The organism is Paenibacillus sp. UNC451MF, from assembly GCF_000686845.1.
Classification (GTDB): Bacteria; Bacillota; Bacilli; order Paenibacillales; family NBRC-103111; genus Paenibacillus_S.
Genome location: NZ_KK366024.1, coordinates 186,865 through 205,990 on the forward strand (window position 1 = coordinate 186,865; position 19,126 = coordinate 205,990).

Genomic DNA, 19,126 nt, shown 5'->3' on the forward strand with positions numbered 1-19,126 from the left:
ATACTAGTCATTGTACAGGAGGTTTAATGCAGCATGAATTCATTTACATTTCAAAATCCGACTAAGCTTATTTTTGGAAAAGGGCAATTAGAGCAATTAGCAGCTGAGGTACAAACCTACGGCAAACGCGTTTTGCTTGTTTACGGCGGTGGCAGTATCAAGCGCAACGGTTTATATGACAAGGTTATAGGCATATTGAATGGCATCGGCGCTCAAGTTACAGAGTTAAGCGGTGTTGAGCCTAACCCGCGGCTTACTACAGTGCATAGAGGCGTGGAGATCTGCCGCAATGAAAATATCGATCTGATATTGGCTGTTGGCGGTGGAAGTGTTATTGATTGCTCCAAAGCCATAGCGGTAGGGGCTAAATATGAAGGCGACGTATGGGATATTATTACCCGTAAAGCAGCGGCGACGGGAGCTCTTCCTCTTGGTACCGTATTGACTATTGCGGCGACCGGTTCCGAGATGAATGCAGGCTCGGTCATCACAAATTGGGAGACGAAAGAAAAGCTGGGATGGGGAAGTCCATTCTCTTTCCCTAAGTTTTCTATTCTCGATCCGGAGCACACTTTGTCCTTGCCAGCCGATCAGACGGTATATGGTATGGTTGATATCATGTCACATGTACTGGAATCCTACTTTCACCATGTTCCGAATACACCGGTTCAGGATGGCTTCTGCGAAACGATTCTGAGAACGGTGATCGACACTGCTCCAAAACTACTGCAAGATTTGCAAAGCTTTGAACACCGCTCGACTATACTTTACTCCGGTACGATGGCTCTGAACGGGGTGCTCAGTATGGGAATACGCGGCGACTGGGCAACGCATAATCTGGAGCATGCCGTTTCTGCGGTTCATGATATTCCACATGGCGGCGGTTTGGCTATCCTGTTCCCGAATTGGATGAAATATAATCTGGATGCGGGTGTTGAACGTTTTAAACAGTTTGCGGTTAATGTGTTCGGTGTAAGCTCAGAGGGCAAATCAGATCGGCAAGTGGCTGAGGAAGGCATTGAGGCACTGCGAGCTTTCTGGAACTCCATCGGAGCGCCTAGCCGGTTGAAGGACTATGACATTGACGCTTCGTCTATAGAAGAGATGGCGGATAAAGCGATGATCTATGGAGATTACGGCTATTTCAAAAAGTTAAACCGAGCTGATACCGTGGCCATTTATAAGCTGTCTTTATAAGAAAATAGCTCAGTAATCTAGGAGGGACGTCATATGGCGTCCCTTTTTATTGAAGGGTGGACGGTTCGTTAACAAGAAGTTATGGTCATTAAAATAATAAAACCAACCCCCGCCATATCAGGAATTGGCTTTACTATGCTTACTTTACGTTAGATAAAAGAACGGCCAACAATAACAAGAAGGATGAACAGAACCAAGATAACGCCTGTACTTGTAAAAAGGCCTCCACCAACACCGCAGCCGAAGCCAACTCCGCCTACAAATCCACCCATTGTCGAATTCTCCTCTCAGTAATTCGTTTTAGAACGGGTAATACTTAATTCCAAAATCAAGATATGTGAATCCAACTTGGAATGCTTGGACGAACGTCATTCAGGTACTAATGGGGCATTTGATCGAATATCATCCCACTGGTTTGGCAAGCGGGGCGCTTTTCTCGGGAATTGAGTATATATGGAAGATCGTATTGTTGGCTTTCCACATCTCATAACGAATTTTTGGGATACTCAATTGAAGAATAATACGATTGCAATCCACAGGTTGCTTCATCTGTAGTACCTCCTGACCAGATTTATAATTGTCATTTCAAAAAAAGAAAGACCACCTTTCCGCAGAAAGGTGGCCGGGTTGCACTACTCGCTCCATCGAATCCAAGTGCCCACATACAGACTCGATATCATTGCTTGCCTAAACTCCATAATAACAAAAAAAACCAAATGATTCTGTTTGATATCACACAGAAAATCATATTTTATAACAATAATGGAGTAACTAGTAAAGCCTATAACATTGCAACAATTTATACCATATGATATAGTAAATAAAGTTAATTATTCGATTCGGTAAAGGGGGTGTCAAAATGTTGCAAGTTACCGCGCGTAGCAAATGGTCCTTATATTGGGTGCATCTGACTACGATCGTATTTCGTTCAGTTGTGAACGGGAGAGGTCTGTCCTTTTATGGTAACTGCAACGTTTTGACCCTGAAGCTCTAGTCGTATTTCGGCAGAATTGCCTTTACGGTTGGACTCATATGGCGCATTGGAAGCCACGGGTAAAAGGTTGCCTTTTATCTGTGGCTTTTTCGTGCTGTCTTACCCCAATAAACCGAATGAGAGTGTGATGAACATGTTGTTATGTGCGATGGATAAAATGAGTAAAGCTTGGGGTGGTGCACCCATCTTTAAAAATATGTCACTGGAAATTCAAGAGGGAGACCGAATTGGTATGGTTGGCCCGAACGGCTGCGGCAAAACGACGCTGCTGAAGCTGTTGGCAGGAATAGAGACACCGGATTCTGGAGCCGTTCATTATAAAAAGGGGAGTCAAACGGCGTTACTGGATCAAATTCCACATTATGAGCAGGAGATTTCCGTAAGGGAAGTTCTCCAGGAAGCATTCGAATCCCTACGTAAGATACAGAAACGAATGTCGGAGCTTGAAGCATTAATGACAGATTCCCTTATCTTAGAAAAGATTCTACAAGAATATGGCGTTCTGCAGGATGCTTTTGCAGCTCTCGGCGGATATGAAATGGATTCGAATATGTTCAAGGTGGTAAACGGGTTGGGTATTTCTCAGTTGCTGGATAATAAGTTCGGCCATTTGAGCGGCGGCGAGCGGACCAAAGTCTGCTTAGCTCATATTTTGCTGCTAAAGCCGGATTTGCTGCTCTTGGACGAACCGACGAATCATTTGGATTTGAATGCGGTCGAATGGTTAGAATCGTATCTGCAGGATTACAAGGGCGGCGTCTTGGTTGTTTCGCATGATCGTTATTTTTTGGATCGTGTTGTAACTAAGGTGTTTGATATGGAAGGCGGAGTGATCGATGTGTATCATGGGAACTACTCCACTTTTGTTGAAGAGAAAGAACGGAATCTGCTGTTGGAGTTCGCAACGTATCAGGAACAGCAGAAAAAAATCAAGAAGATGGAAGAAGCTATCAAACGTTTGCGGGTCTGGGCGGCGCAAGCCGACAATCCCAAGATGTTCAAGCGTGCTGCTGCTATGCAGAAAGCATTGGATCGTATGGATAAGTTGAACCGGCCGATTCTTGAGCGTAAGAAAATGGGGCTGACATTTGAGGCGGGAGAGCGAAGCGGCAATGATGTGGTGCAGCTGGAGCATGTAGGGAAGTCATTTCATAGAAATGGCGAGTCGAGGATACTGTTCGATAATGTGAATATGCTGGTGCGTTTTAAGGACTGTGCGGCTATAGTTGGAGAGAACGGAAGCGGTAAGTCGACTTTGCTAAAAATAATAACATCAAGTCTTAAGCCGGATAGCGGGAGTGTAAAAATAGGCAGCAGCTTAAAAGTCGGCTATTTGGCACAGCAGGACGGGTTTGATGACGAAGAAATAACGGTTTTGGATGCTTATCGTCAAACCGCGATGGTGGAAGAAGGAGAAGCGAGGCACCAGCTCGCCAAGTTTTTATTTTATGGAGCGTCCGTGTTTCGTAAGTTGAAAAGCTTGAGCGGCGGTGAACGAATGAGGCTTCGATTAGCGCAGCTAATGATGCAGGATATTAATGTTCTTTTACTCGATGAGCCGACGAATCATTTGGATATTGATTCACGGGAAGCACTAGAGGATACCTTGAAGGAATTCTCGGGAACGATCGTTTGTGTGTCGCACGATAGGTACTTTTTGAATAAATTGTTTGACGTGACTTATTGGCTAGAGCATGGGAAGCTGACTCAGTATGCAGGACGTTATGATGAGGCAAGGATAAAGCGTGAGGAGTTAAACCAAACGCTTAGAAGTAAGCAGGCAGAGAACATTCACAAAAATCCGGCAAGAGATAAGACCATTGAGTCAGAAAGGAAGACACTCGTATCCAATGACATATCAAGTCGTGAAAAGAAGCTGGCTAAGCTTGAAGCTGACATTGCAGTGATGGAGCGGAAAATCGCGTTGCTGGATGAAGCCATGCTGGTAGAACAGGATTCGAGCAGGCTGTTCGTGTTGCATAGTGAAAAAATGATTTTAGAATCGGAGCGGGAACTGCTGTATCAGCAGTGGGGTACGATGGCGGAGTGATTAATCGAAATTCAGTTCTCGGCTTAAACAGATGAAACATAACCTGTGTAAGTACGTATTGAATAGTATGACATACCAAAACTGGAGGTTGATGGAATGAATGCAGAATTGTCCAAGAGCCCGAAGAAAAATAACGCAGGTTTCATCGTTTCGTCGCTGTTCATTGCGCTGCTCATCATTATTGCCGGGCTAAACAGCTTTGCTTCCGTACAGTACGGTCATGTTGGATTGTATAAAACTTTCGGCAAGCTAAATGATGAAATATTGGGGCCGGGTATTCATTTAAAGCTGCCTTTTGTACAAACGATCATTCAAGTGAACACCCAGGTAACCAAGGCGGAAACGGATACTTCAGCATCGTCCAAGGACCTGCAGCCGGTTTCAACGCATGTTGCAGTGAATTATTCGGTAAACAAATCGGCTGCTTTTAATTTGATGAACAATATCGGAGGAGCCTTCGATACAGTGATTATCTCCCCGGCGATCCAAGAGATCGTCAAAGAGGTAACGGCCAAATATCCTGCTGAGGATTTAATTGCCAAACGTGATGTTGTAGCTGGAGAAATAAGTGACCATCTCACGAAGAGATTAGCCAAGTACGATTTAATCGTAAATGATATCAACATTGTTAACTTCAAATTCTCCGATGCTTTCAACCAATCAATTGAAGCCAAGCAGGTTGCTCAGCAGCAAGCGTTAAAAGCAGAAAACGACCTGAAACGGATCGAAATTGAAGCCAAGCAAAAGATAGCTCAGGCTCAAGCCGAAGCCGAATCCTTGAAATTGAAAAAGCAGGAGATCACGCCGGACTTAGTACAGTTTAAGCAGATTGAAGTACAGGAGAAGGCACTTGAGAAATGGGATGGTCATCTGCCGAGTGTAACGGGCGGGGCAACTCCTTTCATTGACCTTAATACGTTAAGCAAAAAGTAACATCAACGGAAAATAGCATTGATTCTATCGACACACCTGTATAAAAATGGTAATGTATAACGAGGAAGCTGGAGCTAGAATCTTTAAGTTCTCGTTACCTAAAGAAGATCCCAATGGGTATTTTCTAAAATTTTATGATCCTTGGGATAATATGCTTGGATTTATTCAAGACCCACCGGATGTTCCTTGGTATGGAACAAGGTAGAGGTCTAAAGACCGCCTCCGTGGCGGTTTTTTTGATAACTAAAATATGAACTGGAGGAAACAAAGTTGTATGCAGTTCCCGCAAGAGAAGGTCATCGAGGCTCTGCAGCACAGCTTAAGTCGCGTTAGCCCTTTACAAACTCAAATAGTAGAAATCGGACTGGTTGACATTACGTTCGATAGTGTCAAAAGCTTAAGAAGCAGAACTATCGCTTCGGTCATGTTAGAGAAATAATTGTTACGTCTTGAAGTCAAATATGGAAAAAGTGAGGAACGCAAATGAGTATAAAACGACCGGAGTTTTCATTGAAACTTTCTGTACAGGAATTTGAAAATCATTATTGGTACAAAACGGATTTAGTTGATATTTGCCGAATGAACCTTATTTCATCCTCCGGAACGAAGGCTGAATTAGAACGCCGGATTAAGAAGCTTTTGAATGGAGAAACCATCGAGGACGAGCGGAAAACAAGCACAACCATTAGAAAGAAACAACAAGGAACCGAAATTTCTTTACAAACCAAACTGATCCCGGATGGGTTTAAATTTAATGCCAAAGCTCGAGAATTCTTCGCACAATATTATAAGCTGCCGAAGTTCTCTTTTACCAAAGATATGGCTGCGGCTCTAAGAGAGGCTGAGCGTCAAGGAGATATGGAGATGACCGTTGCGGATCTAATCTTGATTCATGAGGGGAAGAAAGGTAGAGCTAGTGAGGATCCTGAAGAAAAGACGTATCAGTGGAATCGTTTTGTCAAAGATTTCAATAAAGACCCTCAATCGAATCTAATTAAAGAAGATCGAATGAAAGTGGCTGCTGAACTGTGGAAAATAGTACGTGATTCACCAGGGGCCAAGCAGTATTCACCTCAGTTATTAGAGAATTATTTGAAGAACTAGATTGAAACATATTGATTAAGCAAAAAAGAATAATCTGTAGGGGAAAATGAATGGAAAAACGAAATAAAATTTATAAAAAAATTTATTGCAAACGATTTCATTGCATATTATACTCAATTCAGCATCTTGATTATCATATAAAAGAAGAAAATCACTTACTGTATGTTGGATTTTATTAAAAATAAATAGAAAGGCAGGGGGTAAGATTAGATATATTTTTTACGAAATAATGAAATCGATTTCATTATTGTTATTGATCTCTTAATCTAGTTTGAGTTGTTAAAGCCATTGCTATTTATTTACCAGAGGTATTTGCGGGTTGATGAGGATTAGGATGAAGTGAGTCGTCATTTTTTAGATTTAATGAAATCGATTTCAAACTCTGACGAAAGAAGGTTAGGCTAAATGCTTAAAGCGGAAGCTTGGGTAACAACGCACGATTTAACCAAAAGGCTAGAGAATGATCAAGTGCTTCATTGGAAACATGCTGAAGATGCGCGGGACGATAGGTATCAAATAAGTGTAAACGCAGCGAAAGTGTATCAAGAAATGGACGGCTTCGGTGCCTCTTTTACTGATGCATCCGCTTGGCTTATACATGAACGATTGAACGAGTCGACACGATCCGAGGTAATGAAGAAGCTGTTCGACCGCAACGAGGGTATTGGCATGACTTTTATACGCCAGCCAATGGGGGCTTGTGATTTTAACGATGAGATCTACAGCTATAATGATCTGCCTGACAATGAGACAGATTTCGCACTGGAACAATTTTCGATAGAGCATGATCAACGGCATATTATTCCCCTGCTTCAAGAGGCATTGCATATATCGAGCGATATCAAAATTATGGCCTCTCCATGGAGTCCACCTGGTTGGATGAAAACCTCTGGTCAAATGATCGGCGGTCGATTGAAGCCTGAATGCTATGGTGTTTATGCTGAGTATTTTGTCCGTTTTATTCATGCCTACGAACGCGAAGGTATCACGATATATGCAGTTACACCACAGAATGAACCTGGATACGAGCCAGCGCAATACCCTGGAATGCTCATGACGGCAGAAGAGCAAATCGAATTTATCAAGCATTTGGGTCCAGCATTTAGACACAATCATATTTTCGCGCTTATCATGTGCTATGACCACAATTGGGATGTTATTGATTATTCTCAAAAGGTGCTTGGAAACACAGAGATCAATAAATATATTGCAGGTTCGGCATGGCACTGTTATGGCGGTAAGCATGAGACTATGTCAGTCATACAACAGCAATTTCCGGATAAAGGTATTTGGTTCACGGAAGCTTCAGGAGGCGAATGGATACCTCCTACGCGGGCAGCGTTCTCGGATCAGATGAAGCACGTCATTCGGTGCTCCAGAAACGGCTCCAAATCCATAGTATGGTGGAATATTGCATTGGACGAGAAGAATGGTCCTACTGTATTAAGGAAAAGCACTTGTAGAGGCTTACTCCGTATAAACCGTGAGACTGGAGAAGTTGAATACAACCTGGATTATTATACGCTTGGTCACATCAGCAAGTTTGTTGAACCGGGTGCGGTACGCATCGATTCGAATACGTACGAGGATCAATTGGAAACGGCAGCCTTCCGTAATCCGGATGGAACCATTATACTGATTGCCTCGAATCGTACATCAGATTACAAATCGCTCGAGATCCAAATCGATACTGAACGCTTCGTTTACGAAATCCCTGGGGATAGCGCGGCCACGCTGCGGTTCAAGGCATTTGGTCATACAGAAATGTAGCATATCCTGAGAGAGCATTGATCGACGGGGCGACAGATTATACCAGGATTCAATGTGAAAAAAGCTTGTGGACCAAGGAAATTTCGTCAAAAGAGCTCGTCGCATAATCCGTGGCTCATAGCATGTCAAAGTCTTTATCATTTTCTATTGGGGGTAAATACATGTTTAGAAAATCGATTGTGACAACACTTACAGCTGTTCTATTATTAATTAGCGGATGCGGCGGCGCCAAAGTTCAAGAGGAAGCACAAGGTGCCAACGAAAGCACAAACCATGAACCCATTATGCTGCAGGCCTACGCCTATGCAGGGGCATTGACTCAGGATGATTTTGAAAAATATGTTGCAGCTCCTCTCAAAGCGAAATTTCCTTACATAACGTTAGAATATGTCCCGAACGGTAAAGGGACAAGTCCAAAGGAGCTTGTTACCGCAGGGGCGATGCCCGATATCATCATGACCGGTTTAAGGCAGCTGATTAATTTTCAAGAGCTGGATGTGCCGGTCGATTTGCGTGAGCTAGCCAAAAAACATAAGCTGGATATTTCTCAGTACCGTCAAGATGCCATCAGCGCCATTACAAGCTATGGAACAAAAGGTGAACTATATGCTGTACCATTTTATGTAAATTTTTATGCAATGCTGTACAATAAAGATTTATTTGACCGGTTCTCCGTTCCTTATCCGTCCGATCAAATGACTTGGGACGAGGCTAAGGTGCTGGCGGCAAAGCTTAGCAGGGTACAGGATGGCGTGACATACAATGGCATGCAGCCCGCGGATACGATAGATACGTTCGGGCTCGGATTGTCAGTCCCTTTTATTGATGAGCAGACAGGAAAAGCTAAAGTGGTGACGGACGAATGGAAGAAAGTATTTGAAGTAGCCAAAGAATTTAATACGATTCCAGGTAATGAGCCAAAAGATGCCAAAAATATGTATAAAGCCGTGGATCAATTTTTCAAAGATAAAAACATTGCAATGATGCCTTACTTTGGCACGAGATTACAGGTGGCCGCCAAATCGGATGCTGAACTGGGCTTCAATTGGGACGTAGTTGCGTTCCCGAGCTTTAAAGAAACGCCTGGGAAAACAGCAGAGGTGGATGCCCAAGTGTTCGCATTATCGAAAACAAGTAAATATCAGGATGAGGCATTTAAGGTAATCCAATATTTAACCGCTTCCGAAGAAATACAAAGCAATTTTGTAAAGCTCGGAAGGGCGCTGCCTTCTTTGAAGGATGAAAAACTTCTCAAACAATTCGGGGAAGAGTACCCGGTGCTGAAATCAAAAAATGTGCAAAGTATTTTCAAAAGCACGACAAAAACGCCGCATAAAACCAATAAATATGATGATCTTGTTCGCGGTAAAATAAAAAATGCCTTTGCCGAGCATTTGAACGGTCTAGATATAAATTCAGCTTTGCGAAAGGCGGAAGAAGAGGCTAATAAGGAAATCGAAGCGTTAGAGAAAAAATAAATAACTGTTTAACAACCTCCTTGCCTCATTAGACAGGGAGGTTTGTTATTGAGAGAAGAAATTTGCAAACCTTGTATAATGGAAGAAAACTGAACGTACTTCAAATGCCATCTTTCAAAAGAAAGACGGCGAGAGGGGGGCGTTTTTTGCATGAATAGCTAAATTTTATGGAACGAAATAAGAGAAAGTTCGTATTAATTGCCAAAGGAGGTAATGGCCATGTTGCGTAAACTATTAAGCAAGCTTCTTAATAAACACAGTGGTTCACAGTACCGCCCGCGTCATAGCAGTGATGATTACAATAATTATCAGAAGAGACGTTCACATGACAACCATAACCAGTACGGTCACACCCACTATAAGAAAAAACGATCTTCTAGCTCCTACAGCAGCTAATAAAGTTACTCAAGGTGTGGAGTAATTTGGTCGATCAGTTCAATAATATCCGGAATATGTTCTATGGGCTGTTCTGCCATCAGCAATTGGCGGAGCAGCTTTTTGGTGTGTGGATGAATGAATAATTCCTGTTCCCAGCCAAGTTCCTGACTATCCTGCTTTTCATCCTTTGAGCTATAAGTACTGTATAACAAAAAAAGAAGCAGGTGTCCGATAGCATAAAAGTCACTCGTTACATGAACCCGTCTGCGCAGCTTTTTCTCCATTGGATCATCCTCTTCCACATCATACGGATCAGACGAATCGTAGACTTCTTCATTCAGTTTCCTTGCCAAACCCAAATCAATAAGACGTATGTGCTCTTGGTCAACGATCACATTAGCCGTTCGGATATCCCGGTGAATGATTCCTTGGGAATGCAGATGTTCAATCACATGGAGCAGTTTCCTAATGATAAGCAGTGACTGTTTTTCTGTATAGGCGCGGTTCTCATGAAACAACAGTTCATCCAAGCTTATTCCTTCAAAATACTCCATTGTAAAGCAGAGATGTCTTCCAATACGAAATCGCTCATACAGTGCGGGTATGCCTGGATGATCCAGTTGTTCCAGTGCAGTGGTCTCTTGATCAAATATTCGTTGGGCACGTGGATGCCCGCCACGCAGCGGACTCATCCTCTTCAAAACACAAAGACGGTTTGCGGCAATATCCAAGCATAAATAAGCGACGCCATAGCTGCCCATGCCGAGCTTGGATTGTATTTGGTAGCGTGATGCGATAACAGTGCCCTGTCGAAACGATAGGTCATCCCATAAGCGCAGACCGGAATAAATTAGTTTACTCCATCTTTGTTTAAGATGTTTACCGAAGTTCATCGTGTTCATACCATTCCCACCTCATTCCAAACCCAGAGCTACTCCTATTGTAAAGCTACAAAAGGAATAAGCCAAGAAATCATTAAACTGCATGAAAGTTACGATTTGTGCTGCTTTGGTTAGAATGAGTGTATGAGGTGATCGAAGTTGCAAGTATTTACAACGGTTCAACCCATGATAGTCAGTATAAGGAATGAGCCGTTTGACGACGAACGGTTTCTATTTGAGCCCAAATGGGACGGTTGGCGTATTCTTATTCATAAACAAGGAGAACGTATCGAGGCCTATACGAGGCAGGGAAATAAGATAACGAATAAGTTTCCTGAGCTCGAGCAAGTTGTTTCCTGCATTAAAGCTCATACAGCAATTTTGGATTGTGAAGGCATCGTCATGCGAGATGGAAGACCTGTGTTTGACGATTTTAGCTACCGAGGCCGATTGAGCAGTTCGATGAGAATAAGCCAAGCAAGAGTCACACATCCTGTAACCTTCGTTGTGTTCGATGTATTACTAACGGACCGAGAGCATATCCGAGAACCATTAATGGAACGCAAGAAGCTTCTGGAACAGCTGATCATACCTTCGCAAATGATTATGTCTACTATGTATGTACCTGAGCGAGGTAATGCACTATTTCAGCTGACTCGTGACAGAAATATGGAAGGTATCGTCGCCAAGCATAAGGACTCGATCTATATACCGAATACGCAGAGCCGTGATTGGTTCAAGATCAAGCATTTCAAGATTATCGATACCGTTATTCTTGGTTTTAGGACAAATCCGTTCGCGCTTGTTATTGGTTTGCAATTTCGAACAGTGAAAAACAAGCCGGTAGGCGTAGTGGAATTTGGATTTAGCCCGGAAGATAAAGCGTTGTTTAAGGTGTTGGCCAAAGACCTGTATACCGAAAGTGATAAGCGAACTCAATGGATCCAACCAAAGCTGTGCTGTCGAATTCAATATTTGGAACGAACGGATACGCACCAGCTGCGTACGACGCTATTTAAGCAATGGCTATTCGATAAAAAACCGGAGGATTGCATATGGCAATCCTGAGCCATTGAGAAACCTTCCGTGACTATGTTACTATGAATAAGAATTGAATATGGATTCACTAGGGGTGCAAAAAGTTGCTGAGAAAGGCGGGAAGCCTTAACCCTTATACCTGATCTAGGTAATGCTAGCGAAGGGAAGTGGCCGTACTGCAGCGCATTTATTATGCTCGCACGTTAACCCACTTTGTCCAACAGAGTGGTTTTTTTGCGTAAATGACGAGTAGGAGGGATCGGATGAGTCAGCCGTTAGAAACATTGATTAGACAGGTAGAGGAAAGACAAGACGAATTAATTCAATTGGCAGAGCGATTGATACGTTTCAAAACCCCGGCACCACCTGCTAGAAATACGGCGGAAGCCCAGCAGTACATAGCTTCCTTCCTTGAGAGCCGCGGCTTTGCAATAGATCAGTGGGACGTATACCCGGGTGATCCTAACGTAGTTGGAGTCAGGAAAGGACAAGCCTCCGGAGAATACAAAAGTCTGATTATTAACGGTCATATAGATGTGGCAGAAGTAAATGCTGGAGAAGCCTGGGAGAATGATCCGTTTGAGCCATTCGTTAAAGACGGAGTTCTCGTAGGGCGGGGAGCTTCAGATATGAAAGGCGGATTAGCGGGGGCGCTCTTTGCCATTCAGCTGCTTGACGAAGCAGGCATTCTTCTGCCGGGTGATTTGCTGTTTCAATCGGTCATAGGAGAAGAGGTAGGGGAAGCAGGCACCCTGCAATGCTGTAATAGAGGCTATAGCGCTGACTTTGCTGTAGTTGTTGATACAAGCGATTTGCATATTCAAGGACAAGGCGGAGTAATAACCGGTTGGATTACCGTCAAGAGCAAGCAAACGTTCCATGATGCTACCAGAAAGAACATGATCCATGCGGGTGGTGGGCTCCTCGGAGCCAGTGCGATTGAGAAAATGATGAAGCTCATTCAAGGGCTTCAGGAGCTGGAAAGGCATTGGGCAGTAACGAAAAGCTACCCAGGCTATGCCCCAGGGACCAATACAATCAACCCTGCCGTCATCGAAGGAGGTCGACATGCGGCCTTTATTGCCGATGAGTGCCGATTGTGGATTACAGTACACTTTTATCCGGATGAAACCTATGAAGGAGTAGCCCAGGAAATCGAGGAGCATCTCAATCGGGTAGCTCAGGCGGATCCCTGGCTGAGGGAAAATCCCCCTCAGTTTGAATGGGGAGGCTCCTCCATGATTGAGGATCGAGGAGAAATATTTCCTTCACTTGAGGTTGATCCGACTCATGAGGCCGTTCGGTTATTAAGCTCTGCGCACGAGAGTATTGTCCGACAGCATGCTATCGTAGATGTGTCACCTACGGTAACAGACGGAGGTTGGTTCGGGGATGCAGGTATACCGGCTGCTATCTATGGTCCTGGGGATTTAAGAAATGCTCATGCGGTGAATGAGCAGGTATCTATTGAGCAATTGGTTCATTTTACGAAAGTTATGCTCACATTTATATATGAGTGGACTCACACACATAAATAAGATAAGTGGAGGATTATCGATGAAATTTTCGGAGTATTTATTAGAAAAGCTGCAGCCCATTTGGAGAAGCAATCATACTCATCCATTTGTTAAAGAAATGGGCAATGGGACATTGGAGCTGGACAAATTCCGGTTCTATATGGTCCAAGATTACATTTACTTAATTGATTATGCGAAGCTGTTCGCATTAGGTGCTGTGAAAGCGACAGATTTGCAAACGATGGGTACATTTGCGACACTTTTGAATTCAACGATGCAAGAAGAAATGTCTTTACACCGGGCCTACGCTGCCCGATTTGGCATATCCGAGGAGGAGCTGGAGCAAGCGGAACCGTCCCCGATTACGCTAGCTTACACACATTACATGCTGCATGCCGCACAAAACGGATCTTTGGCTGAGCTCGTGGCTGCACTGCTTCCTTGCATGTGGAGCTATTGGGACATTGGTAAGGAGTTAGCCCAAATTCCGGGAGCTACAGATCATGAGTATTATGGAGAATGGATTCGTATGTATAGCTCGGAGGAGTTCGGCGCACTTGCCAAGTGGTGCATTGATTTATTCGATCAACTGGCTGAAGGTAAACCGGATAGGGAATTGGCACGGCTGGAGGAGATCTTTGCTACCACCACGCGTTTTGAATATTTATTTTGGGATACAGCTTACCGACAAGAGCTGTGGCCTAATGGATGAGCAAAAGCCGGGTTCGGATGACCCGGCTTTTTTTAGTTCCATCGGGCATTGCGGTAAGCTCTCGGAGAGATGCCCATATTTTTTTTGAACGATTTGGAGAAGTGATACACATCGCTGAAGCCTGTCATTGCGGCAATATCGGCTAGTGTGTCGTCTGTGCTTGTAAGCAAGTCTTTGGCTTTATCAAGCCTTCTTTTATAAATATACTGCATCGGGGTAATTCCTAAATGCGTTTTTATAAAATGATACAAATAATTCGTATTGAAATGCATGATTTCCGCCAGCTGCTCAATCTTGATATCCTTGTCCAAGTGGAGATCGATATATTCCGTTACCCGTTGAAGCTTCAAGACGGAGGCAGGTGCAACCGTTTCCATTTCGTTACGAACACTGCGATCAATAAAGCAGGATATGATCTCGTAAATAGCGGACTTCACTCTCAGTGACAAAGCGGGTGCTGTCCAGTGTAGGGTCTGGTCCATTCGTTGGAAGGCTTGCACTATCCCATCTGATTCAGAAGTGTCAACAACATATGGCAGCCCATAATAATGAAACAAAGGAGAGAACATGACGTTAGAAGTAAAATGACACCAATATTTCGTATAGGTGTTGGAGCTAACCGTGGAGAAGGAGTGTTGAATCCCGGCTGGGATAAATACGAATTGCCCCGGTACGGGGAACACATCTTGATCCTGGATACGAATCCAGCCCTCGCCATCACATATGTAGTACATTTTGTTGTATTCCGGTTTTAAATTCTCGTATCCCCAAGAAGGCTTGCAGTGGGTAAATCCACCGTTTAATAAATGGATTTGCAAATCCGAGATGTAATGATAGATTAAGTCTTTTCTGTTCTCCATTTCGGCAGTCACCCTCTCTAATACACAGCAGGAGCCCTTCTAGTTTAATACAATTTCATAGAAATTTGAACAGTTAAAAGCATGAAAAAAGAGGCTTAAGCAGCCTCTTTCTCATTATGCATATGCTCTTTCCTTATGTTCAAGTTTCACAGCTGTTAAGTGAGTAAGCTCCGGTGTAGAGAAGAATTCAGCCAGACGGCGCAGTCTCATGTAAATCGTACGTAGTACGACAGAATCCATATCCGTAATCATACTTTGATTGGCGATAAAATCCTGCATGCTTACTTTAATAAGAAAATCACTGTCCCGTAAATTCACAGAAAGCTGCTTGTTGGGGTTGTAGCCGTTATTAAGAATGTATTTGGTTTGCTGCAGCGCATTTTGGAAAAGCTCGACACATCTTTTAGTGACAGGGACTTGTCTCTTCAATCCATATGAATCCTTAACGACCAGCAGTCGGTTAGCCGCATCCAAAGAGTCTTTCTTTAAGTACACGATTTCGTGGGTGCCTATGCCTTCCATTAGCAAACGAATAATGACCGCATCTTGTGGATTGATACATTGAGACTCGATAAAATTAATTTTTTCAAAAATAATAATAGCAAATCATCCCTTCAGTTCGTAAGTAAGTGTTCTGGAATATTTTACAATAAGTGAAACATTAATTATACGATGTAAAAAAGGAAGTTTTGTCGTATGTTGACTTTCTTCTAAAATACTTTATGACAAGAGTTCCGGTAATATTACTCAAATCTTACCCTTTTATCAGAGAATCCAAGCGATGTGCTGAAAGGACAGATTGTGGTGCCAGTGGAAGGGTGGGAACATGTTAGCAAATGTAGAAAAATTTAATACACATCATGCTTTTTCTGACAAATTCAAAACTCCTGACTAGACAAGTCTCTGAAAAATCTCCTTATGATCTAAGAACTTTCCTTTCGATTAGGAGGAAGGAATTCCCTTATAGGCTTCGAATTAGTACATTATCCGATTCAAAGGAGTGAATCATTTCTATGTCTCAAGCGTATGTTTTACCTAGAAGCAGGCCGGAATCCGTTGGAGTCTCTCCATCTGCGGTGATGGATTTCTTGGAAGCTGCTGATTCCACTCAAATGGGGCTTCATAGCTTCATGCTGCTGCGTCATGGTCAAGTGGCTGCTGAAGCAAGCTGGGCTCCATATAAAGCTGAGCATAAGCATATGATGTTCTCACTGAGTAAGAGCTTTACATCAACGGCAATCGGCTTAGCTGTTGCGGAAGGGTATTTAACGTTAGATGATACGGTTATCAGCTTTTTCCCGGATAAAAAGCTTCAAGTGAGCGGGCATTTAAACAAACTGCGAGTAAGGCATTTATTGTCTATGTCCACAGGACACGAGCATGATACGATGAAGCTCCTATGGGATTCTCCCGATAAGGACTGGGTTCAAGCCTTCTTGAACATCCCGATCGTATATGAGCCGGGTACGCACTTTGTATATAACAGCGGTGCGAGCTACATGCTGTCTGCTATAGTACAGAAAGTAACAGGACAAAGACTCTTGGATTACTTGCAGCCAAGGCTGTTGCAGCCGTTGGGAATTGAAGGTGCAACATGGGAAGCTTGCCCTAAAGGCATCAATACCGGAGGCTGGGGGCTAAGCATTACAGTGGAGCACATAGCACTCTTCGGCCAATTGTATTTGCAAAAAGGAGTGTGGAACGGGACTAGGCTGCTGTCGGAAGTGTGGGTTGAGGAGGCTACATCCTTACAAGTACAAAATGGAGTGGACGAAGAAAGCGATTGGAAGCAAGGGTACGGTTTTCAATTTTGGATGTGTCGTCATGGGGCTTATAGGGGAGATGGCGCCTTTGGGCAATTTTGCATCGTGATACCGGAACAGGATGTCGTTATTGCGATGACCTCTGGTGTGAAGAAGCTTCAGCCTGTTCTTGATCTGGTATGGACTCACTTGCTGCCTGGCTTTTCGAATCAGCCGACATCTCTTAATGATGAAGCATACGAATCACTGCAGCAAATGAGCAGGTCTCTTGCTTACAAGCCTTTGAGCTCGGCAGTCCCAGTCACGTTGACGGCCGAAGTATCGGGCAAACGATTTGTATTTGAACCTAACGAATTGAATTTTAAGACAGCCATGTTTGAGTTTGCAGAAAATGAATGTGTTGCAACGTATTGGAATCAAAAGGGAGAGGATCAAGTCCGCTGCGGAATCAACTATTGGATTGAAGGCAGGACGAACATTACTCGACCGGCTGCCCATGTTGCTGCAAGCGGAAGGTGGCTTTCTACGGATACCTTTGAAATGGAATGGAGATATGTTACGACTCCTTTTATAGATAGGGTGACGTGCAGATTCGATGAGAATCTCGTTCAAGTTGAGCTTTTGCGGCTTCCGAATGGTCCTGAAGAGCCAATGAAGCTCGAAGCCAGATGGGAATAACGATACCAATAGAAGGAAGGTCGAAGGATGAAATTTCAAGATTATATCTACGAACGCCCGGATATGGAGCAATTTCGCCGTCAATTCACCGATTTGATTGCAGAATTTAATGCTGCTGCATCGTTTGAAGAGCAGGATGCGACTATGGATGCTATCAATGCGGCTCGCAGAGAGGTTTCTTCCATGCTTACAATTGCCAGAATAAGGCATTCCATCAATACGATGGACCCTTTTTATAAAGGGGAGCAGGATTACATAGATGAGCAGTCGCCTGTCTATCAAGGCTTAATTACGGATTACTACAAATCGTTAGCTGCTTCAAAGTTCCGCCCTCAGCTGGAAGCTAAATGGGGAAGACAGCTGTTCTCTACAGCGGAGCTGTCTCAAAAAACGTTCAACCCGAGCATCGTAGAAGATCTGAAGGAAGAGAACAAAAAGTCAAGTGAATACGTTAAATTGGTTGCTTCCGCCAAGATAGAGTTTGACGGACAGGAGCGTACGCTGTCTCAGCTAGCACCGTTCATGCAGTCAACGGATCGAGATACTCGAAAAAGAGCTACAGATGCGCGGTATTCGTTCTTCGAGGCGAATGAAACGGAAATCGATAATATATATGATCATCTGGTGCGTCTTCGTACAAAAATAGCACAGAAGCTGGGTTACCGAAATTTTATCGAATTAGGCTATGCTCGCATGAATCGGACAGATTACGGTCCTGAGCAAGTAGCCGAGTTCCGCAAGCAAGTACTGGAGCATATCGTTCCGGCAGCTTCGGAGCTGAGCGAGCGCAGGCGTATCCGTCTTGGTCTTGATTCTCTTCGCTACTATGATGGATTATCGTACTTGACCGGAAACCCGAAGCCGAAAGGTGATCCAGAATGGATCGTACAGCAAGCAAAAGTCATGTACTCTGAAATGTCTCCTGAAACGGATGAATTTTTCAGATTCATGCTGGATAATGGATTGATGGATTTGGAGAGCAAGCCGGGTAAGCGTGTCGGCGGGTACTGTACATACATCGGGACGCATAAAGCGCCTTTCATATTTTCCAACTTTAATGGAACCTCGCATGATGTCGATGTACTGACACATGAAGCGGGGCATGCTTTCCAAGCTTACATGAGCCGAGATTTAGCGGTTCCCGAATATTTGCATCCGACACTTGACGCCTGCGAGATTCACTCGATGAGTATGGAGTTCCTGGCTTGGCCTTGGGTAGATTCCTTCTTCAAGGAGGATACGGACAAATACAAGTTCTCCCACTTGGGAAGTGCGATAACGTTCATTCCGTATGGAGTTGCAGTAGATGAGTTTCAACATGTCATTTACGAGAATCCGGGAATGACCCCAGCAGAAAGAAAGCAAGCTTGGCGTGAGATTGAACGCAAGTATGTGCCAAGCCGAGTATACGATGACATGCCGTTTTTGGAGCGGGGAGGATTCTGGCATCAGCAGCAGCATATTTTCAAAAGCCCATTCTACTATATTGACTATACGCTTGCACAGATCTGCTCCTTGCAGTATTGGAAGCATGCAAATGATGACCGTGAATCCGCATGGGCCAGCTACTTGAAGCTGTGCCGCGCCGGCGGCAGTGAGTCGTTCACTCAACTGGTGAAACTTGCCGGGCTACGCTCACCGTTCGAGGAGGGCTGCATTGCTCCAATCATTGGTGATATCCGAGCTTGGCTTAACGGTATAGACGATACGCTGCTCTAAGGCAATGATCATGTGACGGAGATTCCATATAAACACAGGATGAAGCTGCCGTGG

General features: G+C 43.9%; 17 protein-coding genes and 2 riboswitches. Of the genes, 12 read left to right on the top strand and 5 right to left on the bottom strand.

Annotated elements, in window-relative coordinates; all coding sequences use genetic code 11:
* The first annotated feature begins 33 nt into the window (after window positions 1-33).
* Window positions 34-1,197, top strand: coding sequence for an iron-containing alcohol dehydrogenase (locus BP97_RS0131840; RefSeq protein WP_028552696.1), 1,164 nt, complete (start codon window positions 34-36; stop codon window positions 1,195-1,197).
* Window positions 1,198-1,346: 149 nt separating this feature from the next.
* Here BP97_RS0131840 and yjcZ read toward each other — a convergent pair whose 3' ends face one another.
* Complete coding sequence (gene yjcZ / locus BP97_RS40485; protein WP_156043457.1) at window positions 1,347-1,469, bottom strand: sporulation protein YjcZ; 123 nt, start codon at window positions 1,467-1,469, stop codon at window positions 1,347-1,349.
* A 130-nt stretch (window positions 1,470-1,599) separates the two neighbouring features.
* Window positions 1,600-1,746 carry a hypothetical protein gene (locus BP97_RS40490; protein WP_156043459.1) on the bottom strand — a complete coding sequence of 49 codons (147 nt, stop codon included), beginning with the start codon at window positions 1,744-1,746 and terminating at the stop codon, window positions 1,600-1,602.
* A gap of 63 nt (window positions 1,747-1,809) precedes the next feature.
* Window positions 1,810-1,893: riboswitch (cyclic di-GMP riboswitch) on the bottom strand.
* A gap of 425 nt (window positions 1,894-2,318) precedes the next feature.
* Here BP97_RS40490 and abc-f point away from each other — a divergent pair.
* The 6 genes from abc-f to BP97_RS0131885 all read left to right on the top strand — a co-directional run bounded on the left by abc-f (window position 2,319) and on the right by BP97_RS0131885 (window position 9,526).
* Complete coding sequence (gene abc-f / locus BP97_RS0131860; RefSeq protein WP_081824459.1) at window positions 2,319-4,241, top strand: ribosomal protection-like ABC-F family protein; 1,923 nt, start codon at window positions 2,319-2,321, stop codon at window positions 4,239-4,241.
* Window positions 4,242-4,337: 96 nt separating this feature from the next.
* Window positions 4,338-5,174: a prohibitin family protein gene (locus BP97_RS0131865; protein WP_028552698.1), complete on the top strand. Its 837-nt coding sequence runs from the start codon at window positions 4,338-4,340 to the stop codon at window positions 5,172-5,174.
* 274 nt (window positions 5,175-5,448) lie between these two features.
* The gene (locus BP97_RS40495; RefSeq protein ID WP_156043460.1) at window positions 5,449-5,613 is read left to right on the top strand and encodes a hypothetical protein; all 165 of its coding nucleotides are present in this window, start codon (window positions 5,449-5,451) and stop codon (window positions 5,611-5,613) included.
* Between the two features lie 44 nt (window positions 5,614-5,657).
* Window positions 5,658-6,278: an SAP domain-containing protein gene (locus tag BP97_RS0131875; RefSeq protein WP_036746912.1), complete on the top strand. Its 621-nt coding sequence runs from the start codon at window positions 5,658-5,660 to the stop codon at window positions 6,276-6,278.
* A 405-nt stretch (window positions 6,279-6,683) separates the two neighbouring features.
* Complete coding sequence (locus BP97_RS38195; RefSeq protein ID WP_051621093.1) at window positions 6,684-8,048, top strand: glycoside hydrolase family 30 protein; 1,365 nt, start codon at window positions 6,684-6,686, stop codon at window positions 8,046-8,048.
* 161 nt (window positions 8,049-8,209) lie between these two features.
* The gene (locus BP97_RS0131885; protein ID WP_028552700.1) at window positions 8,210-9,526 is read left to right on the top strand and encodes an ABC transporter substrate-binding protein; all 1,317 of its coding nucleotides are present in this window, start codon (window positions 8,210-8,212) and stop codon (window positions 9,524-9,526) included.
* 401 nt (window positions 9,527-9,927) lie between these two features.
* Here the strand turns inward: BP97_RS0131885 and BP97_RS38200 are convergent, their stop codons facing one another.
* A complete protein-coding gene (locus tag BP97_RS38200) occupies window positions 9,928-10,806 on the bottom strand; it encodes a serine/threonine protein kinase (protein WP_051621094.1) in 879 nt (292 codons plus the stop codon).
* 138 nt (window positions 10,807-10,944) lie between these two features.
* Here BP97_RS38200 and BP97_RS0131895 point away from each other — a divergent pair, with 138 nt between their 5' ends.
* The 3 genes from BP97_RS0131895 (at window position 10,945) to tenA (ending at window position 14,052) form a co-directional block, all read left to right on the top strand.
* Complete coding sequence (locus BP97_RS0131895; RefSeq protein ID WP_231506528.1) at window positions 10,945-11,853, top strand: ATP-dependent DNA ligase; 909 nt, start codon at window positions 10,945-10,947, stop codon at window positions 11,851-11,853.
* Window positions 11,854-11,903: 50 nt separating this feature from the next.
* Window positions 11,904-12,006: riboswitch (TPP riboswitch) on the top strand.
* Window positions 12,007-12,086: 80 nt separating this feature from the next.
* A complete protein-coding gene (locus tag BP97_RS0131900) occupies window positions 12,087-13,361 on the top strand; it encodes an acetylornithine deacetylase (RefSeq protein ID WP_028552702.1) in 1,275 nt (424 codons plus the stop codon).
* A 19-nt stretch (window positions 13,362-13,380) separates the two neighbouring features.
* Window positions 13,381-14,052, top strand: coding sequence for a thiaminase II (gene tenA / locus BP97_RS0131905; protein ID WP_028552703.1), 672 nt, complete (start codon window positions 13,381-13,383; stop codon window positions 14,050-14,052).
* Window positions 14,053-14,084: 32 nt separating this feature from the next.
* Here the strand turns inward: tenA and BP97_RS0131910 are convergent, their stop codons facing one another.
* Complete coding sequence (locus BP97_RS0131910) at window positions 14,085-14,912, bottom strand: helix-turn-helix domain-containing protein (RefSeq protein WP_028552704.1); 828 nt, start codon at window positions 14,910-14,912, stop codon at window positions 14,085-14,087.
* A gap of 114 nt (window positions 14,913-15,026) precedes the next feature.
* Window positions 15,027-15,512 carry a phage lytic cycle repressor MrpR family protein gene (locus BP97_RS0131915; RefSeq protein ID WP_442952405.1) on the bottom strand — a complete coding sequence of 162 codons (486 nt, stop codon included), beginning with the start codon at window positions 15,510-15,512 and terminating at the stop codon, window positions 15,027-15,029.
* 413 nt (window positions 15,513-15,925) lie between these two features.
* On the opposite strand from BP97_RS0131915, the gene BP97_RS38205 reads away from it, so the two are divergent.
* A complete protein-coding gene (locus tag BP97_RS38205; RefSeq protein WP_036746915.1) occupies window positions 15,926-17,353 on the top strand; it encodes a serine hydrolase domain-containing protein in 1,428 nt (475 codons plus the stop codon).
* 27 nt (window positions 17,354-17,380) lie between these two features.
* Window positions 17,381-19,072, top strand: a complete 1,692-nt coding sequence (locus BP97_RS0131925) for a M3 family oligoendopeptidase (protein ID WP_028552706.1) — start codon at window positions 17,381-17,383, stop codon at window positions 19,070-19,072.
* Window positions 19,073-19,126 lie beyond the last annotated feature (54 nt).